At 59.6% G+C, this 17,542-nt stretch carries 15 protein-coding genes and 1 pseudogene; 7 read left to right on the forward strand and 9 right to left on the reverse strand.

The window, feature by feature from the left end; all coding sequences use genetic code 11:
- The first annotated feature begins 207 nt into the window (after positions 1-207).
- The 3 genes from Q4Q11_RS25150 (at position 208) to Q4Q11_RS25160 (ending at position 1,890) form a co-directional block, all read left to right on the forward strand.
- Positions 208-1,047, forward strand: coding sequence for a DUF4432 family protein (locus tag Q4Q11_RS25150; protein WP_112507733.1), 840 nt, complete (start codon positions 208-210; stop codon positions 1,045-1,047).
- 72 nt (positions 1,048-1,119) lie between these two features.
- Entirely contained in the window at positions 1,120-1,458 is a 339-nt protein-coding gene (locus tag Q4Q11_RS25155; RefSeq protein ID WP_112507731.1) for a beta-lactamase hydrolase domain-containing protein, read from the forward strand.
- Between the two features lie 87 nt (positions 1,459-1,545).
- Positions 1,546-1,890, forward strand: coding sequence for a RidA family protein (locus tag Q4Q11_RS25160; RefSeq protein WP_112507729.1), 345 nt, complete (start codon positions 1,546-1,548; stop codon positions 1,888-1,890).
- A gap of 42 nt (positions 1,891-1,932) precedes the next feature.
- Here Q4Q11_RS25160 and Q4Q11_RS25165 read toward each other — a convergent pair whose 3' ends face one another.
- From Q4Q11_RS25165 to Q4Q11_RS25180, 4 genes are read right to left on the reverse strand one after another with little or no spacing between them, the layout of a single operon-like run.
- Complete coding sequence (locus tag Q4Q11_RS25165) at positions 1,933-3,591, reverse strand: thiamine pyrophosphate-binding protein (RefSeq protein WP_498571200.1); 1,659 nt, start codon at positions 3,589-3,591, stop codon at positions 1,933-1,935.
- Positions 3,588-4,790, reverse strand: coding sequence for a succinate--glutarate CoA-transferase (gene caiB, locus Q4Q11_RS25170; protein ID WP_498571201.1), 1,203 nt, complete (start codon positions 4,788-4,790; stop codon positions 3,588-3,590). The genes Q4Q11_RS25165 and caiB overlap by 4 nt, the downstream gene beginning before the upstream one ends.
- A 14-nt stretch (positions 4,791-4,804) precedes the next feature.
- A complete protein-coding gene (locus tag Q4Q11_RS25175) occupies positions 4,805-5,764 on the reverse strand; it encodes a DMT family transporter (RefSeq protein ID WP_113337646.1) in 960 nt (319 codons plus the stop codon).
- Positions 5,765-5,783: 19 nt separating this feature from the next.
- Complete coding sequence (locus Q4Q11_RS25180; RefSeq protein ID WP_113216312.1) at positions 5,784-6,716, reverse strand: alpha/beta hydrolase; 933 nt, start codon at positions 6,714-6,716, stop codon at positions 5,784-5,786.
- A gap of 165 nt (positions 6,717-6,881) precedes the next feature.
- On the opposite strand from Q4Q11_RS25180, the pseudogene Q4Q11_RS25185 reads away from it, so the two are divergent.
- From Q4Q11_RS25185 to metF, 4 genes and pseudogenes are all read left to right on the forward strand, one after another.
- Positions 6,882-7,628, forward strand: a pseudogene (locus tag Q4Q11_RS25185) (ribonuclease T2 family protein).
- A gap of 125 nt (positions 7,629-7,753) precedes the next feature.
- Positions 7,754-9,403 (forward strand): energy-dependent translational throttle protein EttA, encoded by a 1,650-nt coding sequence (ettA, locus tag Q4Q11_RS25190; protein WP_112507718.1) that lies wholly within the window; start codon positions 7,754-7,756, stop codon positions 9,401-9,403.
- Between the two features lie 190 nt (positions 9,404-9,593).
- Positions 9,594-10,619 carry a metalloregulator ArsR/SmtB family transcription factor gene (locus tag Q4Q11_RS25195; protein WP_113216310.1) on the forward strand — a complete coding sequence of 342 codons (1,026 nt, stop codon included), beginning with the start codon at positions 9,594-9,596 and terminating at the stop codon, positions 10,617-10,619.
- A gap of 1 nt (position 10,620) precedes the next feature.
- Positions 10,621-11,523: a methylenetetrahydrofolate reductase [NAD(P)H] gene (gene metF, locus Q4Q11_RS25200; RefSeq protein ID WP_498571202.1), complete on the forward strand. Its 903-nt coding sequence runs from the start codon at positions 10,621-10,623 to the stop codon at positions 11,521-11,523.
- 515 nt (positions 11,524-12,038) lie between these two features.
- Here metF and Q4Q11_RS25205 read toward each other — a convergent pair.
- The 5 genes from Q4Q11_RS25205 to Q4Q11_RS25225 all read right to left on the reverse strand — a co-directional run bounded on the left by Q4Q11_RS25205 (position 12,039) and on the right by Q4Q11_RS25225 (position 17,359).
- Positions 12,039-12,965: a DMT family transporter gene (locus Q4Q11_RS25205; protein ID WP_498571203.1), complete on the reverse strand. Its 927-nt coding sequence runs from the start codon at positions 12,963-12,965 to the stop codon at positions 12,039-12,041.
- A 153-nt stretch (positions 12,966-13,118) separates the two neighbouring features.
- Positions 13,119-14,354 (reverse strand): lytic murein transglycosylase, encoded by a 1,236-nt coding sequence (locus Q4Q11_RS25210; protein ID WP_498571204.1) that lies wholly within the window; start codon positions 14,352-14,354, stop codon positions 13,119-13,121.
- 79 nt (positions 14,355-14,433) lie between these two features.
- Positions 14,434-15,225 carry a glycoside hydrolase family 25 protein gene (locus Q4Q11_RS25215; RefSeq protein WP_112510337.1) on the reverse strand — a complete coding sequence of 264 codons (792 nt, stop codon included), beginning with the start codon at positions 15,223-15,225 and terminating at the stop codon, positions 14,434-14,436.
- A 212-nt stretch (positions 15,226-15,437) separates the two neighbouring features.
- Positions 15,438-16,115, reverse strand: a complete 678-nt coding sequence (locus Q4Q11_RS25220; protein ID WP_112510334.1) for a class I SAM-dependent methyltransferase — start codon at positions 16,113-16,115, stop codon at positions 15,438-15,440.
- Positions 16,112-17,359: a BtaA family protein gene (locus tag Q4Q11_RS25225; protein WP_112510332.1), complete on the reverse strand. Its 1,248-nt coding sequence runs from the start codon at positions 17,357-17,359 to the stop codon at positions 16,112-16,114. The genes Q4Q11_RS25220 and Q4Q11_RS25225 overlap by 4 nt, the downstream gene beginning before the upstream one ends.
- Between the last annotated feature and the right edge of the window lie 183 nt (positions 17,360-17,542).

The raw sequence follows: 17,542 nt of genomic DNA on the forward strand, positions 1-17,542 counted from the left end.
ATCGAATCCTCGGGGTAGTCGTTCGGCTGACACACATGGCAATTTTGTCGCCAGTATGGAAATTTAGATTATCATGCTGAATAAAATATAAAAATTTATGTGATCAAGGCTTCCAGTTAACATTCGGTAAGCCAAATCACCGTTTATTCAGCCGCGCGGCATCGTGGAACAGCGCCCGCGCGGAGGCGATCACGGAGGACTTTAGGGATGATGGATTTTTCTGCGGCCAAAGGGCCGAAGCTGGCGCTGGATGACGCCTCCGTGCTCGATATCGGTGACTGCCTCGTCGAGGGCCACAATCTTGCGCCTGGAAGCGCCGTTCCCGATGATGGCGATCCGCGTATCAGTCATTCCGTACAAGGCTTCCTCTTTACCTGTGGCCCGGATCATATCCGCCATCCCGATCCGATGACGGGGGCTTTCGAAGGCAAGCGCTACCCTCTGCATGGTTCCTTTTCCTCTCATCCGGCGAAAATTCTCTGGACAAGGTTCGAGGGAGGAAATGCGGAATGCCGGGCCGATATCGATGTCGTCACCGCCGAAGGACGGACGGCGAGACTGGAGCGCCATTGGCGGATCGACGGCGTGACCGGTGAAGTGTCGCTTGCTGATCGCATCGTCAATACGAGCGTCGAGGCGATGCCTGTCTTCCTGATGTACCACATGAATATCGGGGGCAAATGGTTCGACAGCGGCACGCGCCTCACCGGGCAGATGCTGGAAAATGGCGGATTTCCCTGGACGTTCGGCAAGGAGGGGGGCGATATCTTCTGCGTGCCGGCACAGGACAAAGGGGAAGATTGGGCTGAAATCAGCCTCGGGCCGATCGCGGCCATCGGCGGCAAGTCTTTGAGAGTGCGTTTCGGCACCGATACGCTGCCGTTCCTGCAGGTCTGGCGCAATCAGCGCTCCCCCGCACATGTGCTCGGTATCGAACCGGTTTCGCATCGCTGGGTCTCGCGCGCAGAGCTTGAGGACGCGGGCGAATTCAATATTCTCCAGCCCGGGGAAGTCCGCGATTTCATGCTCAGCTTCGCCTTCGTTTGAGAGTGTGCCGCGGTTGACGCCTGCTTTGGGGCGGCGTAGACCAAGGCCACGGTTTTAGAGAGGACATGAACCATGGATATCCGCCCGATCGACGATGAGTATTCGGTATCCGGCCAGATCAGCATTGAGGATCTCGACCAGATCAAGGCCATGGGTTTCAAGTCCATCGTTTGTCATCGTCCCGACAATGAAAGCCCGGATCAGACACCGTTCGGCGTCATCGCGGCGCGCGCCAAGGAACTGGGCCTGGAAATCACTCATGTCCCGGTTGGCCCCATGGGCGTTACCGAGGAAGCAGTGCAGGGCATGGTCGATGCTCTGGACGAGTTCCCGCGCCCGATGCTCGGCTATTGCCGGTCTGGCGCCCGCTCGACGGCAATCTATCAGAAGACGCATCACATTCGCGGCTGACCCATTGGGTCCTCGGCCCTTTAATTTGAAGGCAGGCCATCGGCCGCGCCCTGTTTACCTGTCGAAAAACAACATCAGGAGAAGACCATGAGCATCAAGCGCATCGACGTTGGCGCCCGCATGAGCGGCGCTGTCATCCACGGCAACACCGTTTATCTCGCCGGCCAGGTTGGCGAAGGCGAAAGCGTTACGGAGCAGTGCAAGTCGGCGCTGGCTGAAGTCGATCGCCTACTCGCTGCAGCCGGCTCCAGCAAGTCGAAGATCCTGCAGACGCTCATCTATCTGTCCGATATCTCCTACTTCGCCGAAATGAACGCCGCCTGGGAAGCCTGGGTCGATCCGGCCCATACGCCGGCCCGTGCGACTAGCGAAGCCAAGCTGGCCGCACCGAAGTACAAGGTCGAATTCATTGTGACCGCAGCTATCGGCTAAATCGGGTACAGCCTAATTTATGAAAGGCCGGTAGGCTTGTGCTCACCGGCCTTTTGTTTGAGCGATTTCCGTCAGGGTGCGCGAGGGCGTGATCGCTTCCGGATCGAGTGCGATCTCAATGATTGCCGGCTTGCCGCTTGCGCGAGCCCGTTCGAACGCCGGGCCGAATTCTTTTGTCGCTCTCACGATTTCACCATGGCCGCCATAGGCGCGGGCCAGCGCTGCGAAATCTGGATTGTCGAGCGCCGTGGCGCTGACGCGACCGGGATATTCGCGCTCCTGATGCATGCGGATCGTGCCGTACATGCCGTTGTTGATGACCAAGGCGATCAGCGGCAGTCGGTACTGGACGGCGGTTGCGAATTCCTGACCATGCATCATGAAACAGCCGTCACCGGCAAAGCAGATGACCTCGCGCTCCGGAAAGAGCTGTTTCGCCGCAACTGCCGCCGGCAGGCCATAGCCCATCGAGCCCGATGCCGGCGCCGCCTGTGTGTTGAAGCGGCGAAAGCGATGGAAGCGGTGCAGCCAGGTCGCATAGTTGCCGGCGCCATTGGTGAAGATCGCATCGTCAGCGGTGTTGGCTTCGATCCAATCCATGATGCGGCCCATGTGAACCGCGCCGGGGCTTTTCTCCGGTGTCACCGACCAGGCAAGGTAGGCGGCGTGCATGTGTTGCGTCCGCTCCGCCCAAGGTGTTTCGGTCGGCGGAGCGAGGTCCGCCAGCGCCGCGACGAAATCTGCCGGGCTGGCGCAGATGGCCAGGTCCGGACGATAGACGCGGCCGAGTTCCGAGGGATCGGGATGGATGTGGACGAGCTGCTGGCGCGGGTAGGGGATATCGACAAGCGTGTAGCCGGACGACGGCATCTCGGAAAGGCGGCCGCCGAGAAGGATCAATAGATCCGCTTCCTTGATCTCATTTGCCAGCGCCGGGTTGATGCCGATGCCGACATCGCCGGCATAGTTCGGATGCAGATGGTCGAACAGCATCTGCCTGCGGAAGGAGCAGCCGACCGGCAGCCTGAAACGCTCCGCGAACTGGCGGATGCCGGCAACGGCCTCTTCGTTCCAGCGTGAGCCGCCGAGGATCACCATCGGCCGCTTTGCCGCAGCGAGGCGCTGCCTGAGATCAGCGAGCTGGCCGCGGCCGGGATGGGCGGCAACCGGCGCGTATGGCCGTGCTTCCGGCGCCTCGACCTCATCGCGCAGCATGTCCTCGGGCAAGGTCAGTACAACAGGGCCAGGGCGCCCCGATGTCGCGACGGCGAAGGCGCGGGTCACAAATTCCGGAATGCGGGCGGCGTCGTCGATCTCGCCGACCCATTTCGCGAATTCGGTAAAGGCCCGGCGGAATTCCACTTCCTGAAATGCCTCGCGTTCGCGGGCATCGCGCTGAACCTGGCCGATGAACAAGATCATCGGGATCGAATCCTGCCGCGCGATATGAAGGCCGGCGGACGCGTTTGTGGCGCCGGGGCCGCGTGTGACCATGCAAATGCCGGGCTCGCCGGTCAAACGGCCCCAGGTATCCGCCATCATCGCAGCCCCGCCTTCCTGGCGGCAGACGAGCACGTTGATGTCGCTGTCATGCAAGGCGTCGAGCACGGCGAGAAAACTCTCGCCCGGCACGCAGGAAATACGCTGCACGCCATTTGCCTTCAAAGCCTCGACGATGAGTTGCCCGCCTGTTCGCTTCATGTGCCTGCCTTTCCCTCCAGTTCGGCCAATTCGGCCAGAACTTCCTCCTGATGTTCGCCGAGGCGCGGGCTCGGCCGTGTATAGGTCAACGGCGTTTCCGACAGCACGATCGGCGTTCGCACGCTTGGAATGACGGTGCCGGCGCTGTCCTCGAGATCGATCCTCAGGCCGCGTGCCACAATCTGCGGAGCGGCGAACATATCCTCGATCGTGTTGATGGCGCCGGCCGGCACCGCATTGGCCTCGCAGACTCGGAGCAGATCCGCCTTATTCCATTTGAGCGTCTGCGCCGAGATGAAAGCCCGTACCTCATTGCGGTTGGCGACGCGGGCCTTGTTGGTCGCGTAGCGCTCGTCGCCGGCATGGGATTCCATGCCGAGAATGACGCAGAGGCGCCGGAATTGTCCGTCATTGCCGACGGCCAGTATGAGGTAGCCGTCGGCCGTGGGCACGACTTCATATGGCGAGATGTTAGGATGGGCGTTGCCGAGCCTTACCGGCGGCTTGCCGGAGATCAGATAGTTCATGTTCTGATTGGCAAGCACGGCCGATTGCACATCGAGCAGCGCCATGTCGATCCGCTGCCCTTCGCCGCTTTTCAAGGCATGGATCAGGGCAGCCTCGATCGCAGAAACGGCATAGATACCGGTGAAGATGTCGGCGATCGCGACACCCGCCTTCATCGGCTGGCCATCCGGTTCGCCCGTGATCGACATGAAGCCGGACATGCCCTGAACGATATAATCGTAGCCTGCGAGATTGGCATAGGGGCCGGTCTGGCCGAAGCCCGTGATCGAACAGTAGACGATGCGGGGATTGATCTTTCTCAGGCTTTCATAATCCAGCCCGTATTTGACCAGGCCGCCGAGCTTGAAATTCTCGATCACCACGTCGGCTGTCTTTACCAGCCTGCGCACCACATCCTGTCCTTCCTCGGTCCTGAGGTCGGCGGTGATGGAGCGCTTGCCGCGATTGGCGGAATGGTAATAGGCGGCGGAGAGATTTTCGCCGCCCTTGCCCTCGACGAAGGGAGGTCCCCATTGGCGTGTGTCGTCGCCGCCGTCGGGATTTTCCACCTTGATGACGTCGGCGCCAAGATCGGCCAGCATCTGCCCTGCCCATGGACCAGCCAGAACGCGGGCAAGCTCGATGACACGAACACCGGAAAGCGGAGGTTTCTTGGTCTTCTCGTCAGTCATGTCGATCCACTCGCTTACGGCATGAACGCTGTTTCAGATGTATCGGATACGGGCTTGGAAGCAAAGCGCCGCTCGCGCCAGAGGATGTAGAGGCCCGAGCCGATGATGATGAGGATGCCGAGCCACTTGATCGCATCCGGGAAGTTACGGAAGACGAGCCAGCCGAAGATCGTCGCCGAGACGATTTCGAAATATTGCAGCGGTGCGAGCGTCGAGGCCGGCACGGCGCGATAGGCGTAGACCGTGAGGATGCCAGCGGCGGCTGCGGTGGCACCAACGCCGAAGAGATGGAGCATGGCCGTGGGATCCGGCATGACAGGATCGAGGATCGCAGATCCTGTCGCCCGGCCGACGGCAAGCAGCGCCAGGCCGAAGCCGATACCCCACAAGGCGGTCTGGAACTGCATCGACCAGGCATCCTCGCTATGGGAGACGACACGCGTGATCATCACGTAGACCGCGATGCAAAGCGCGGCGACGACGGGAAGCAGGGCGATGAAGCCGACTTCTTGAAAGCTCGGCTGGATGATCAGCATCGCGCCGAAAAAACCGACGGCGCAGGCCGTATAGCGCCGCCAGCCGATGGTTTCCTTCAGGAAGATGCTGCTGAGGATGGTGAGCATTATCGGCTCGACGAAGAAGATCGCGATGGCATCAGCCACCTCCATTACCTGCAGCGTGGTGACGAACGACACCATGGACAGCGTCAGCACTGCGGCTCGAATGGCATGGACGCCGCTGCGCCGCCATGTCCACACTCCCCATTGCCGGCGCATCGCCATCATCGGCAGAGCGAAGAGCGCTTGAAAAACGAAGCGCGCGGCTGTGACTTCGCCCGGTGGAACGGTGGCGGCAGCGAGCTTGGAAAAGATGTCTATGATCGGCGAGAGGATGACGGAGAGGAACATCATCAACAGGCCGAAGGTCAGTTCCGATTGCGGCAATCGGACCGAAGAGCCGCTGGAAGTGTTCATTGCAGAATTTCCTTGAGAATCAGTTCTTTGTCACCACCTTCTTGCACCAGTCGGCAAATCGGGCGGTGGCTTCGTCGGCACCGATATCGTTGAGCGTCTCGTGCCGCATGTTGGGGTAGATCTCGGTTGTAATATGAGAGAAGCCCGCGCGTTTCAAATGATTTGCGAGCCAGGAGATCGCTTTGGCGTTGTCGGTCGCCGGATCCTCGCCGCCTCCGACGAGGTGAATCGGTATGTTGCGTCGGAGCCGGTCAAGATAGGTCTTCTGCGGCGCGCGGAAGGTGAGCTCGAACAGATCGAGCCAAAGCGAGACGGAGGCATCGAAACCGCAAAGCGGATCGGCGATATATTTGTCCACCTGCTCGGGGATGCGCGAGAGCCAGTCGAAGTCGGTGCGGTAGTTCTCGATCGATTTGCCCCAGATCCCGAAGGTCAGCTTCGGCAACGGCCCGCTGGGGACATCCGACCCTTTGAACATGCGCTCGGTCTTGAGGATGAGCTGGGCGGCACGGCCGGCAAGGCCCGGATTGAAGTTGGCGTTCCAGACGGCGACGGCGTCGAATTTGTCCGGATACGTGACGACCGTGTTCAAACTGATCAATCCGCCCATGGAGTGACCAAAGAGAATGACCGGCAGGCCGGGATGGGCGCTTGCGGCAAGCTCGCGCATGGCGAGTACGTCGGCGATGACCAGTTCCACGCCGTCTCTTCGCGCAAAGCGGCCGATCGGCGCATCGTGGGCGATGGTCTCGCCGTGGCCGCGATGATCGTGGGCGTAGACATGGAAGCCTTGGCTGGCCATCGCATCGGCAAAGGCTTCGTAGCGGCGGGAGTGTTCGGCAAGACCATGCGATATCAGCAGAATGCCGCGCGCTTCTGCCGCCGCCGGCACGTGATGATAGGCAATCTTCGCGCCCGTCAAGCTATTCAGGCGCTGCTTATCCGCGAACATGCATTGGGTCCTCCTCATTTGAACGAAAGGTTATCATTCGGCCGATTGCAATGGATAGGTGTCGAAGCTCACAGAAATAAATCTTTCCGAGCGCTACGATTCAGGGTTGCGCCCGCTCGATCAAACTGCTTATTTGTTCCCATAATGTTCTAATCGGAGGCAGGAATGAGGCAGTTGCTTCGGGTATTTGCAGTTGTATTTCTCTCAATCGGAACGGCCGCCAGCGCCATGGCGCAGGAGCATAGCCGTGGGCGGACGCGTTTTATCCTGGCGGCAAGCTGGGAGCCGGCATTTTGCGCGGCGAACCAGAAAAAGGCGGAATGCCGGAACCAGTCGCCGAGCAATTACGATGCGAAGAATTTCTCGCTGCATGGCCTTTGGCCCATGAGGCAGGAATATTGCGATGTTTCGGAGGATTTGAAGCAGGCCGATCGCGGCCGCGACTGGAAGGACCTGCCGGCCGTGCAACTGTCGCAGGACGTCAAGACGAAGCTGGACAAAGTGATGCCGGGCACGCAATCCGGTCTCGAGCGGCACGAATGGGTCAAGCACGGCACCTGCACGAAGCTTAGCGCCGATCAATATTTCTCCATCGCCGCCGGCCTGATCGCCGAACTCAACACGTCTGCCGTGCGCGAACTCTTCGCCTAGAATATCGGCAAGGAGCTGGACGCGGAAAGCGTCAAGGCAGCCTTTGACCAAAGCTTCGGCGAAGGTGCCAATGCGCGCATCAAGATGAGCTGCCGACAGGTTGGCGATGTCAGGGTGATTTCGGAGCTGACCATCGGCCTCTCCGAAGATGCGATCGATCCGCAGCAAAGCAGCGAGCCGCGGCTCGCAAAACTGATCCAGGGCGCCGGCAGCACATCGTTCGGCTGCGATCGTGGCGTGGTGGACGCAGCTGGTTTCTAGCACAATCCGGCCTTTGCGGCGCGGATAAATGCCCTCGGACAAGGTTTCGCCGTTGCCCGAGGGCCGGGTTTCGCCTACATAGCGGCACAATTCGCAATGTTACCGCCCGTGGAGTAACCCAAGCTATGGCACGTCAGTTCATTTATCATATGGCCGGTCTGAATAAGGCCTATGGCGCCAAGAAGATCCTCGAGAACATCCATCTCTCCTTCTATCCAGACGCCAAGATCGGTATCCTCGGTCCGAACGGTGCGGGTAAATCGACCGTGCTGCGCATCATGGCCGGCCTCGACAAGGAATATACCGGCGAAGCCTGGCTGGCCGAAGGCGCCACCATCGGCTACCTGGCGCAGGAGCCTCAGCTCGATCCCAATAAGACGGTGTTCGAAAACGTCATGGAAGGCGTTGCCAAGAAAACCGAAATCCTCAATCGTTACAACGAATTGATGATGAACTATTCCGACGAGACTGCGGAAGAGGGCGCCAAGCTCCAGGATATCATCGACAGCCAGAATCTCTGGGATCTGGAAAGCCAGGTCGAGATGGCGATGGAAGCGTTGTGCTGCCCGCCGCGCGATGCCGAAGTGACCAGCCTTTCCGGCGGCGAGCGCCGTCGTATCGCGCTGTGCCGCCTGCTTCTCTCGCAGCCGGACCTGCTGCTGCTCGACGAACCGACCAACCATCTCGACGCTGAGACCATCGCCTGGCTGGAAAAGCACCTGCGCGACTATCCGGGTGCCGTGATGATGATCACCCACGACCGCTACTTCCTCGACAATGTTACCGGCTGGATCCTCGAACTCGACCGCGGCCGCGGCATTCCCTACGAAGGCAACTATTCCGCTTATCTGCGGGCCAAGGCCAAGCGCATGCAGCAGGAAGCCCGCGAAGAAGCCGGCCGCCAGAAGGCAATCAGCCGTGAACAGGAATGGATCGCCTCCAGCCCCAAAGCCCGTCAGGCCAAGTCCAAGGCGCGTATCAACGCTTACGAACAGCTGGTCGATGCCGCCGAAAATCAGCGTCCTGGCGACGCGCAGATCATCATTCCGGTCAGCGAGCGTCTCGGTCAGGTGGTGATCGAGATGGAGGGCATCACCAAGGGTTTCGAAGGCCGCACGCTGATCAACGATCTGTCGATCAAGCTGCCGCCCGGCGGCATCGTCGGTATCATCGGCCCGAACGGCGCCGGCAAGACGACCCTCTTCAAGATGATCACCGGGCAGGAAAAGCCGGATTCCGGCTCGATCCGCATCGGCGAGACGGTGCATCTCAGCTATGTCGACCAGAGCCGCGACGCGCTTGACGGCAACAAGACGGTTTGGGAAGAAATCTCCGGCGGCGCCGAAGTCATCAAGCTCGGCAAGTTCGACATGAACTCGCGCGCCTATTGCGGCGCCTTCAACTTCAAGGGCGGCGACCAGCAGCAGAAGGTCGGCAATCTCTCTGGCGGTCAGCGCAACCGCGTTCACCTGGCCAAGATGCTGAAGGCTGGCGGCAACGTGCTGCTGCTCGACGAACCAACCAACGACCTCGATACGGAAACGCTGGGGGCGCTGGAAAGCGCACTCGAAAACTTCGCCGGCTGCGCCATCATCATCAGCCACGACCGCATGTTCCTCGACCGCCTGGCCACGCATATCCTGGCCTTTGAAGGCGAAGGTCATGTCGAATGGTTCGAAGGCAACTTCGAGGATTACGAGCAGGACAAGATCCGCCGGCTCGGTCCTGATGCACTCAATCCGGGCAGCCAGGCGCACAAGCGACTGACGCGTTAAACTCTCGGTTTCGCTCTTCGAAAATCCCGGCTTGTCCGGGGTTTTTGCGTATCTGGCAACGGAATGGAATATTCCGTTTTCGCCAGAAATTAACAGATTTCCGACGTCGAATTGCCGCCGTGGTGGATTGGCTCTTGCACACTGTACTCAAATCACATAAAGATATCTTTATATCTTGATTGGGTGTGGAATGACGGATCTGGTTAAACTCGGTTTGGACGAGGTGGTGGACGTGCTGAAGGCAGTCGGCGAGCCGACCCGCTTGCGTCTTCTCGCATTGCTCGCGGCCGGCGACCTGACGGTGACCGATCTTACCGAAATTCTCGGCCAGTCGCAGCCTCGCATTTCCAGGCATTTGAAGCTGCTTGGCGAAGCCGGATTGATCGATCGTTACCAGGAGGGCGCCTGGGCTTATTTCCGCCTGAAGCAAGAGGGCAAGGCCGTGACGCTGGCGCGCAGTCTCCTGCGCCATACTGCCGAAAAGGATACGGTGCTGCTGCGTGACGGCGAGCGTCTTGCCTCCGTAAAGCGTGTTCGCGCCGAGCGTGCTCAGACCTATTTCAGCCGGAATGCCGCCGAATGGGATGAACTGCGGCGCCTCCATGTCGCCGACGAAGACGTCGACAAGGCGCTGATCGAGCTGATCGGTCCGCAGCCTATCGACGCCTTCCTCGATCTTGGCACAGGTACGGGTCGGATGCTGCAGCTTCTGGCCGGACACTATCGCCGCGCAGTCGGCATCGATGCTAGCCGCGACATGCTGGCGGTCGCCCGCGCCAATCTCGATCGGGCCAACATCACGGCCGCCTCAGTGCGTCACGGCGATATTTTCAACCTGCCGCTGGAACAGCAGGATTTCGACCTCATCACCATCCATCAGGTCCTGCATTTTCTCGATCAGCCGGAGATCGCCGTGACCGAAGCGGCGCGAATGCTGCGGCCCGGCGGCCGGCTTGTGATCATCGATCTTGCGCCGCACGGGCTGGAATATCTGCGTGACGAGCATGCGCATCTGCGTCTCGGCTTCTCCCATCAGACCATGTCGGATTGGCTGAAATTGGCGGGGCTGGATGTGGAGCGCGTGCAGGACCTTCATTCGGGGAAGGAAGGCGGGCAGGCGCTGACGGTCACCATCTGGCTGGCACGCGATCCACGGCTGCTGATTGCAGCCGGCCAAGACCTTCATTCGTCCCCCATTCTTGCCGGGAGAGTTTGACATGTCTTCGAGATCAGAAAGCCGCAATGACGGTATCCGCATCTCCTTCGAGTTCTTTCCGCCGAAGTCGGAAGAGGCCGAGCAGCAACTGTGGAACACCGTCGAGGAACTCAGCGACTGGGAGCCTGAGTTCGTTTCAGTGACCTATGGGGCAGGCGGCTCGACCAAGGCGCCGACGCTTTCGGCCGTACGCAGGATGATCCATGAGACGCCGTTCACGACCGCATCGCACCTGACCTGCGTCGGTGCCACGCGTGAGGATACGCATCGGGTGATCGACGAATTTCTGGCGGCAGGCGTTCGTCGTTTCGTTGCCCTGCGCGGCGATCCCCCAGGCGGTGTCGGCGCGGCCTATCAGCCGCATCCGGGCGGTTATGCCAATGCCGCGGAATTGGTCGGTGCTTTGCGCGAGCGCGGCGATTTCGATATATCCGTCTCGGCCTATCCCGAAAAGCATCCGGAAAGCCGCGACACATCAGCCGATATCGACATGCTGAAGCGCAAGGCCGAGAATGGCGCCGATCGGGCGTTGACCCAGTTCTTCTTCGATAATGATGCTTTCGAGCGCTATCATGATCGCGTCCGTGCGGCCGGTATCCAGATTCCCATCGTGCCGGGCATCATGCCGATCCAGAACCTGACGCAGCTCAAGCGCTTTGCGGGTGCTTGCGGCGCAAGCATCCCTTCCTGGCTCGACACGCGTTTCGAAGGTTTGGACGAGAATACCGAAGACCGCGCCAAGGTCGCCGCCGAGGTGGCTGCCGAGCAGATCCAGGACCTGGTGCGTCGTGGCATCCATGAGTTTCATCTCTACACGATGAACCGCTCGGCGCTGATTTCCGACGTGCTCAAAAGGCTGGGTCTTCAGCGCAAGGCGGATGTCCGTGCAGGCGCTGCCGCCTGAGCACTTAGGGTGAGGTAAAGCAATTCCAGGAAAAATTGCGCAGCAGTTTTACGTCCGGAATTGCGTAAAAATAACAGGACGGAGCGTTTTCGCGATTCGAAGAAAAGCGGAAAGGCTCTAATGGAAAAGCGCATGCCCAACCCGGACACGCGCCTTTCTAATCAAACAGGGGTTTGTTAGCTTTTTCGGAGTTTGATCGTCTGCGAATTTCGCCAAGCGTATCAGATGAAAAGCATCGTCACGACGAACGCGAAGGCCGCACCGACCACCAGGACGTTGATGGATCGTGTTAATCCCATGTCTTCCTCCTCAGTCAGCCGTTAAATTTTATGTCGAAAATGTGTCGTTTGGAAAGAACATTCGATGCTGCGGCGCGATATCGAGTTCGCGATGTGATTCAGATCGTTGCGGCAACAATTTGATTTTACTGAATGAATATCGATTATTGGCTGAATGACGGGCTGTGAATAAATATTAATATGGTGTGAGCGCGGGCCTCCGGAAGGAGCCCGAGATCACGTTTCGCGCGTTCCGACGCTGCTTTTCATCCACATGAAAAGCCGCCCATCGAGGACGAGTAGACCCGCGGCTACGAGCAGCATGCCGGTGATTTCGCTGCGACCCATCCGCTCGCCCAAAAAGAGGAAACCCAGCAATAGCGCGCTCGGCGGTACGAGCAGCGTGACGAGGGAGGTATTGGTGGCGCCTGCGCGCTCGATGATGCGAAAATAGAGGATGTAGGCGAAGGCGGTCGATAGGAACGCCAGGCCAAGGATGGCAGCAATTGCGCTAACTGGTGGAATGGAAAGCGTCCAGGGCTGATCGATCATCAGCGCAAGCGGCAGCATGATGAGCGAGGAGCCTGTCAGCTGGCCTGCTGCCACGACCGGCGGCGCGATGCCCTTGAAGCGTTTGGCATAAATCGCGGCAAAGCCATAGGAAACCGCCGCGAGGATCGGCAGCGACAGTGCCCAGAAGGGAACGGAAGCGCTATCGGTAACGCTCGGCCCAAGCAGCACTACGGTTCCAAGCAATCCCATGAGGCAGCCAGCCAGCTTGGCCGACGTCAGGCGCTCGTCGCTCGTCAATTGATTGCCGATCAATACGGTCCAGATCGGTGTCGTCGCGTTCAGGAGGGACGCAAGCCCGGCGCCCATCTGTGTCTGGCCGCAGAAGATCAAGGTATGCGGTGTCGCGTTGTTGATCAGGCCCAACAGCAGAAATTGCGGCCACCGGCGCCGCAGCGACTGATAGATATCAAGGCGGCCGGCGAGATAGATATGCAGCGCCACGGCCGCCAGCGACAAGCGCAGAAGGACGAGCGTGAAGGGCGGGACATGGTGAACCGCGATACGGGCAAAGAAGAACGACCCACCCCAGATCAGCCCGAGCAATAGCAGCAGCCCCCAGGTCGACACGCTCATTCGGTGCTCGCCATTCATGGTATCTCTCCTCTTTCGATCTATCTAAATCGGAAGAGTGCCGGGTTCCACCCGTTTGTTGCTGTTGCGCGATCGCGGAGGCTTACAAGAACAAGGGAAGAAGATAAAAAAGGCGGCTTGGAGCCGCCTTTCCGATCGATCCATGCAGGAAAATCAGAGCGCGTTGAGCAATGCCGTGGTCGCCCAGCCGTCTGCCGGCAGACCCAGACGGAACTGCTCCTTCTGGATGGCGACACGCGTGCCGGAGCCCAGGATGCCGTCGATCTTGCCGACATCGTAGCCGCGAGCCACGAGCTTGGTCTGAAGCGCCTTCATGTCGACATCGTTCAGGCCAGGCTCCGGCGTGCCCTTGTTATAGGGCGGAGCACCGGCAAAGCGGGTGGCGAAATAGGCGGCAGAGGTCGTGTAAACGAAAGACTGGTTCCATCCGAGATAGGCGTTGGTGTAGTTCGGATAGGCCAGGAAAGCAGGACCCTTGCGGCCTTGCGGCAGGATAAGCGCAGCCGCCAAGGAGCCGAAATTTGTGTTGCCGTCACGCGGCTTAACACCGAGCTTGAACCAATCACCAGCCGTCAGCGTGCCGCCAATGCCGGATTTTTCCCAGGGAAGATTGTCCGGGACCGATACTTCCTGCAGCCAGGGCTGGCCGCGCTGAAAGCCGAGGCTCTGGAAATACTTGGCTGTCGTCAGAATGACGTCGGGCGCGCTGGTCTTCATATTCACATGGCCATCGCCGTCGCCATCAACGCCGTATTTGATGATAGACGGCGGAAGCATCTGTGTCTGGCCGATCTCGCCTGCCCATGCACCCGTCGTTGTATCGGGATCGGCATCGCCGTGCTGAACCATTTCGATATAGGAGATCAAGCGCGGACGGAAAAACTCGGGACGACGGCAGTCGTGAGAAAGGGTTACCAGCGCGTTACGAGTGTTGAAGTTGCCCTGTACAACGCCGAAATCGGTTTCCATCGCCCAGTAAGTGGTGATGACAGCGGCAGGTACGCCATAGTCCTTCTCGGCCTTGGCGAAGACGTCGGCATATTGCTTCATCTTCTGGCGGCCGATGTCGAGACGGCCCTGGCTGACGGTGCGCTGCGAGAATTCGAGGAAGGTCTGGCGGAAGACACCCTGGTTGCGGTCCATTGCGAGAACCTTGGGATCAATCTGTGCACCGGCCAGCGTCTTGTCGGCGGCTGCGGCATCGGCGCCGGCCGCAATCGCCTCATTCTTCACGCCGGCCAGGAAGGCAGCGAGATCGCCACCGCATGCAACCTTGGGAGCATTGGCACCGTCCGTGCTCGGGGCTGCGCTCTGAGCGATTGCCGTGCCGGCCATGGCCGAGGCGAAGATCAACGCGAGCGCGCTGCGTCGAATGGTATGACGGTCCATGAACGATCCTCTCTGGTGATAGAATAGGGTCGCTTTCACAGAAGATTGTGACATAAGCAAGAGAGAAATGGCCGCATTCTCAAGAATTTCCCTGCTTCTGTACTGCGGCTACCCAGTTGTGCCAATTTTGTTCAGAACCGGAAAAGACATTGATATCCGCCGGACCTTTTATGCCGGGGATGACGCCCGTCGACGTATATTGCCAGAAGGCCCAGTTGCGATCCGCGTAAGTCTCCTTCGGATGCTTGGCGACCGAGCGGACCCAGAAGTGGTAGTCCTTGAAGTAGCCGACAAGGTTTTCGCGATGGAAGTCGACCGATGTGTAGATGATCGGCCGCTTGCCGTAATAGGCTTCCAGGCGATCCATGAAGCGCTTGATCTCGGTTCGCACCGTTTCAGGAGCCGGCCTGGTCTTGCAAGTCGGCGAGCCGGGGTTCCATTCGACATCGACGACGGGCGGGAGTGCCACGGTTTCCTTCGGCACATTGCGGATGAACCAATCGGCCTGTTCGTCGGCGGTGGAGCAGAAATAGAAGAAATGGTAGGGCGCATGCAGAAGTCCTGCAGCACTTGCCTCATTCCAATATTCGGTGAAGCGCGGGTCGATCCGGTCCTTGCCCTCCGTTGCCTTGATGAAGACGAACGCGACACCCGAGCTCTTGACGGCCTGCCAGTCGATATCGCCCTGCCATTTGGAAATGTCGATGCCGTGGATGGGATGGCGCTGCGGGTGGTCGCGGCCGAAATCCTGCGGTTTGGTATCGGCGAACCTGGTCTTGGGAAGGGCTGTTGTCGAGAGGGCGTCATAGCCCGTCGTGCAGCCATTCAAGAAAAAGGCGAGCGGCAGTAGGCATGCCAGAAGCCGGCGCATGTGTACCCTGTTATGGCGCGAGTGATCTTGCTGCCCCAAGATTTGGCTTCCGTATATGGTCCCCGAGAATCCGAAAGAGCGGCAGACCATACCGTCGCCAGCTGGTCTTGCCACTTTATTCACCATATCAACGTAAAAAATGCGTTATCTTCAAGCAAATTCTTATGCTTGGGTCTTCCGAGCCCGGCTTCTGGGCTGGAATTGATCGCCTTTCAGGCGCCGTGCCGGCTTGCCACGGCTCGCCAGGCATAACCGCGGCCGATTCTTTCCGTCTTCAACGTCATGCCGCGTGCTTGGGTTTTTTCTTCCAGAACGGTCAGAAGATCGGCGCGCGGGCTGACGTGAAACTTCTTCAGCCAGCCTTTGAGCAGGGCGCGGAACCAGCCGGGCAATCCCTCCTGCTGGCCGAAATCGACGATATGAAGCTCGCCGCCTGGCGCAACCGCATCGAGCGATGCGTCGATAGCGCTTTTCCAATCGGGGATCATCGACAGCGCGTAGGAAATCATCACGCGGTCGAAGCCGTCACCGACGCCGAAGTCTCCGGCCGAAAAGGCCGTAGCATCGGCGACGCGAAAATCCGGCATCTGCTTCAGGCTGCGGAAATTGTTGCGCGCCGAGATCAGCATCTCCTGCGAGATGTCTAGGCCATAGAGGCGGGCGGACGGAAAGCGCCGATGGGCGAGCAGCATGTTGCGGCCGGTGCCGCAGCCGACTTCCAGCAGCGAGCCGCCCGTCGGTACATTCAGGTGCTCGATCGTGCGGTCGCGCCCGAAGAGATAATATTTGCGGGTCAGATCATAGATATGGCGCTGATAGCGGTACATGCCGTCCATCAGCCTGGCATGGTTGTTCGTGCCGGTTCCTATGCCTGTATCCGCCCGGCTCACGCTTTTTTCCCATAGATGTGGAAGCCGCCGTAGATGGCCGAGCGATCACGGGCATTGAGTTCGTGCGAACGCTCTTCGAAATAGACCCATTGGTCGCGAATGGCCGGAGACAGACGGCCTTCGATGATGCTCTTTTCCGCCGCCGTGCGGAAAATGACGCGCGCGCCTTCGCGTGCGGTGCGGGTGATTTCGGCCCAGAGGCCGTTGAGTTGCTCGTCTGTCATCCAGTCCTGCGCGTCGAGCAGGATATAGCGATCGCGCGAGGCCGCCGGCTTGGAGGCGAGAAGCTCGGTGAAATTGGCGTGATGCACGTTCACACGATCGGCATTGGCGCGGATCGCGTCATAATGCTCGGGTCTCAGATAGGTTGGCAAGGGGCCTTGATGCGGGGCGGCATAGCGGCGTGCGAACGCCTGCCAGGCGAAATAGTTTTCGCGCATCGGGAAATGACAGGCGAGCTTCTCCAGCCGGTGTTTCAGCACGCCGGATATGGAATCGTCACCCGCAAGGCTTGCAAGCTCGTCATATTGCTGCGGCGGGATGCCGAGGCCGAACAGGGAACTCTTGCGGCCGAGAAGCCAGCGAACCGCCCGCTTGTCGAAGATCGGTGCGATCTCTTCGTCGAAGAACTGGCGCTGCTCGCGCATGGTGCGGGCTTCCGTCATCTTGTCGAGACGAACGCCATGCAGCCGCGCCAATATGTGAGCGGCTCCGATGAAGCGGCCGAGAAGGCCGGTCTTATAGATATTGCGGTTGAAGACGGTGATGCGCCGCCGGCCATAGAGATCGCGACCGTTCCAATAGTCGGCAGTTGCCGTATCGAGGCGCGCGGCGATGAACTGGTCGTAAGCCTGGCTGTTTGCAGCGATATCGGGCGTGCCGAAGAAGCGCACCAGATCCGCATGGCCGGGCAGCAGGCGGAAGGCCGCAAGCTTCAGCTTGTTCAGCGCGATATGGTGGCGATTGAGGTCGACGACGTCGATGGATGCCGGATTCCGAGAGAGGTAGGCAAGCATGTTGCAGCCGCCGGAACCGATGGTAACGATGCGGTGATGCGCCTGGAGTTCCATCGCCTCCATGTCGATATCCGGATCTTCCCAGATCTGCGGATAGACGAGACCGGAAAACAGCATTCCGAACAAACGCTCGGAGAGGCCGGCTTTAGACAAAGCCTTGTGCTGCAGCAGAGCGTCCTTGAGTTTCCGGTTCTTTTGGAGGCCGGCGTCGGGGGCGAATTCCGTCATCTGAGTCTTGTCACCGATTTGTGAAGTTCAGGGCGTTTAACCCGGCAATGCTACAGTCTGATGACGCGGGCTGTTGGCAGATCCGGCGCAAAGGCATTGTTGCACATATTTAAGGAGCCTCGGCGATCATGGGTCTTTCATCTTGCTGCGTTTCCTGATTGTCTCCGCCTACCTTTTTGGAGG

The organism is Rhizobium sp. UFLA01-1127, from assembly GCF_059803845.1.